We start from the raw sequence: 2,230 nt of genomic DNA, 5'->3' as shown, positions 1-2,230 counted from the left end.
TGTCTGGACAGCCAAAGCGTCAAGCCCACGGCGATCCCTGGTGAGCGCGGCTATGACGCCGGCAAGAAGATCAAGGGCCGCAAACGCCATCTTCTGGTCGATACCCTGGGGCTGGTGCTGGCCGTCGTTGTCACCGCCGCCAGCGTGCAAGACCGTGATGGGGCGCGCCAACTCCTGTGCCATCTCCCCGGTCATTGCAAAAAGCTGCGCAAAATCTGGGTTGACGGCGGCTACAGTGGACGCCTGGTTGACTGGGTTGCCCAGCGCTTTCGTTTCGTCTTGACGGTGGTCTTGCGTCCCAAGGAGCGCCGAGGGTTTGTTTTGTTGCCGCGACGCTGGGTTGTTGAGCAGACCTTTGGCTGGCTGAACCACTCACGCCGTCTGAGCAAGGACTACGAGCGCTTGATGTCGAGCAGCGAAGCCTGGATTTATCTCGCAATGAGTCGACTGATGGCTAACCGCTTGGCTTGAGGCGGTAGTTTCCAAACAGCTTCTAAGGCGGTGATTCGGGAAGTAAGGCGTCGCGGGTATCGCCGTGAGGTGGCCTTTGACGAGGATCTGGCACCCGCCGCACTGGTTGAATCACCGCTTTACCGTGAAGGTCAGCAGCTTCAGCCGTGGCAGCGGGGTTTTTTGACGGAGGTTTTGCACCATTATCAACGCTATGGCTATGCGCGTGTGTTGCTGGCCGATGAGGTGGGCCTGGGTAAGACGCTATCCTTGGCAACGGCTGCGTTGACGCTGTGTTTACTGACAGACAGGGAGGACGGCCGGCGCCGTCCGGTGGTGATCTTCTCGCCAGCCACGCTGACAACGCAATGGCAGACGGAGATGCTGGATAAGCTGGGCCTGCCCACGGCACGCTGGGACACGGTGCGCAAAGTCTGGCTTGATGCCGACGAGCGTGTTATCTCGCCCCCCGGTCGGGAGCTAAAAACTGTTGCTTGATTTTTTTCTGCAAATATCTATAATTGCTTACATGATCAAGATATATCGCATTAACGAGTTTGCGAAACGGATCGGGAAAGCACCCTCGACAATTCGGCGCTGGGAGCGCGAGGGGAAGCTCGTCGCAAAGCGCCATGCGTCCGGACATCGCTATTTTGACGAAGCGGATGTGCGCCTGATGCTTGGTGGGGTGCCCCGAGAGCGGGACGTGGTGGTCTATTGCCGGGTTTCCAGCGCCGGCCAGAAAGACGATCTCGCCTCGCAGGTGCAAGCGATGGAAACCTACTGCCTGAGCGCGGGGATCGCGGTGGATGAATGGATTCAAGAGGTCGGCGGCGGGATGAACTTCAAGCGCAAGCGTTTTCTTGGCTTGGTTGATCGGATTCAGCGCGGGGAAGTGCGCCTGCTGCTGATCGCCCACAAAGACCGGTTGATGCGTTTTGGCTTTGATCTCTTTGCGCACCTGGCTGATGAAAACGGCTGCGAGATCGTGGTGGTTAACCAGGACTCCCTCTCGCCCGAGCAAGAGATGGTCGAGGATCTACTGGCGATCGTGCAGACTTTTTCTTGTCGGTTGTACGGAATGCGCAAATACAAACAATCCATCAAGGAGGACTTTGCCGAGATGTCTCTTCGCCAACCCAAGGACGCCTGCGAATGAAGGTCACGCGGATTCTGCGCGCCAAGCGCCCGAACAAGGGCAAGGTGGCGGCCTTGCGCGAACAGGCACGGCGGCTCGGGCAAGTGCGCTCTGATGTCTGGCAGCGCTTTGGTTCGCTGCACGGCGTGGGCTTGTCCGACCGCCAGATTCGCGATGCTTGGCTGAGCGAAGGCCGCGCCTTCCCGGTCTCGGCCAATGCCTGGAAAGAAACCCTGCGCGATGCCAAGGGCGACATCACCGCCAACATGGAAGCGGCCAAGGTCAAGGCGCGTCGCTCGATCTGGCGTCACACCCAGGACAAGATCGAACAAAAGCGCTTGTTCACTGCGCTCAAGCGCACCGACTGGACAACTGATCCCTATCTGCGCCGGGTGATGCGCAAGCACTGGCGTCGCGGACACAACCACACCCATAACCAAATCATCGTGCGCGCGGACAACTACACCACCTTTCACCTCGGCGGGCGCGTCTGGATCAAGATCCCCGGCCTGGTCAAAGGCACTCGCATCGCCATTCCACTCGATACCACGGTGGCGCCCACCGGTACGCTACGGATCATCCTCACCGACGAGGATCGCATCGAGGTCCACTACACCATCGAGGCCGACATCACCCAGAACA

Annotated in this window: 3 protein-coding genes and 1 pseudogene; all 4 read left to right on the top strand. The window is 59.3% G+C overall.

Annotated features, from left to right (window positions below; all coding sequences use genetic code 11):
* The coding region (locus THISIDRAFT_RS03805; RefSeq protein ID WP_221913954.1) for an IS5 family transposase at window positions 1–471 on the top strand (471 nt) is incomplete at its 5' end.
* 30 nt (window positions 472–501) lie between these two features.
* The gene (locus THISIDRAFT_RS03800; protein WP_006787617.1) at window positions 502–948 is read left to right on the top strand and encodes an SNF2-related protein; all 447 of its coding nucleotides are present in this window, start codon (window positions 502–504) and stop codon (window positions 946–948) included.
* Window positions 949–979: 31 nt separating this feature from the next.
* Window positions 980–1,609, top strand: a complete 630-nt coding sequence (locus THISIDRAFT_RS03795) for an IS607 family transposase (RefSeq protein ID WP_006787616.1) — start codon at window positions 980–982, stop codon at window positions 1,607–1,609.
* Window positions 1,606–2,230: pseudogene (locus THISIDRAFT_RS03790) on the top strand (RNA-guided endonuclease TnpB family protein); the annotation flags it as partial. The gene THISIDRAFT_RS03795 and the pseudogene THISIDRAFT_RS03790, both read left to right, overlap by 4 nt.

It is taken from the genome of Thiorhodospira sibirica ATCC 700588, assembly GCF_000227725.2.
Classification (GTDB): domain Bacteria; phylum Pseudomonadota; class Gammaproteobacteria; order Ectothiorhodospirales; family Ectothiorhodospiraceae; genus Thiorhodospira; species Thiorhodospira sibirica.
Note: the sequence above shows the minus strand (reverse complement) of the source record. Positions and strands in the feature narration are given on the sequence as shown.

Coding starts and splice junctions, on each gene's coding strand:
- THISIDRAFT_RS03795 (WP_006787616.1), top strand. CDS start 980: ATGATCAAGATATATCGCATTAACGAGTTTGCGAAACGGATCGGGAAA.